At 42.8% G+C, this 1,038-nt stretch carries 2 protein-coding genes; both read left to right on the top strand.

What is annotated here, in order from left to right; genetic code table 11:
* Positions 1–503 (top strand): HNH endonuclease (locus BZK31_RS29890; RefSeq protein ID WP_244182720.1); only part of this gene is annotated, 503 nt, incomplete at its 5' end.
* A gap of 55 nt (positions 504–558) precedes the next feature.
* Positions 559–981 carry a hypothetical protein gene (locus BZK31_RS22860; protein ID WP_244182719.1) on the top strand — a complete coding sequence of 141 codons (423 nt, stop codon included), beginning with the start codon at positions 559–561 and terminating at the stop codon, positions 979–981.
* The last annotated feature ends 57 nt before the right edge of the window (positions 982–1,038 follow it).

The raw sequence follows: 1,038 nt of genomic DNA, 5'->3' as shown, positions 1-1,038 counted from the left end.
CGATTGGGTTGGATGGGGGGAGTAATTTATATGAATATGCCCCCAACACTATCGGATGGGTTGACTTTTTGGGACTTACATGCTCATCCATTCACGATCAAGTCATTCGGGATGCGAACAAAGTGGCGTCTCCTGGTGGAAGTATTACTTCGAAGCAAGCGCAAATATTGAAAGGTAATTTACCGGTTATTCAGAGGCGTACTGTTTTTCAAAATCAGATGGCGTGGAAAGAGTTTGTAGGGAGTCAAAACTATCTTATGAAGCAGTGGGAGGCTAACACTGGTAGGACATGGCCGACTGGAGCAACACCGCACCACATTATTCCGTTAGAAAGCGGGGGAGCAAATAAATGGTGGAATCTAATGCCTACAAATGGGAAACTGCCTAACCATTCACTACCTGGTATTCCGGGCCCCCATGCTGCGGGTGGTATACTTAGGAGTACTATTCAACAAAGTAGAAAAGCATTACCTCCAGGCACTATTACTGACATGAGGTTATAAGTATGAATATTGATGCAATGATTGATAGAATACTGAAAGCTAATTTTTAGCTAACATGGGGTCTTCTTTTTCTGATGAGGAACGTATCATTTGTATAGAGAATGTGCGAAAGGTATTTGTTGAACCTTCAGAAATTGAGTTTAAAGGCTGCTATGATGAGGTCAAATGGTTACCAACCTCTTCGACCCAAGACGACCCATTTTACAAGCTACCTAAGCCATCTAAAGAGTTGGTTGAGCTTCGGATAAAAATAAACCGAACAGTCATGATGGCTACAAGAGATCTGAAGAAAGAAGTTTTTTTAAGTGGGCCACATGACTTTAGTGTTGCCGCTAGGAATGGAGTCTGTTTTGCCTTTAGGCAGTGTGTTTCTGAAGAATATTACAGTCTTGGTGAGCGGTGGAAAGAGATCGCTGAAATTTATTATACGGGACATTGGCCTGTGGGGTTTGCAAAGGACAAGTTGGTGGTTATTTAGGGATTCTCCGAACAAGTCCTCAAATGTGATGAAATACGCCTGACCACCTGATCCGAG

Origin of the sequence: Pseudomonas floridensis (assembly GCF_002087235.1) — a bacterium.
GTDB lineage: Bacteria > Pseudomonadota > Gammaproteobacteria > Pseudomonadales > Pseudomonadaceae > Aquipseudomonas > Aquipseudomonas floridensis.
This window is presented reverse-complemented; position numbering and strand designations above follow the sequence as displayed.

Bases quoted from the DNA above. Each gene is read 5' to 3' on its own strand.
- BZK31_RS22860 (WP_244182719.1), top strand. From the start codon at position 559: ATGGGGTCTTCTTTTTCTGATGAGGAACGTATCATTTGTATAGAGAAT.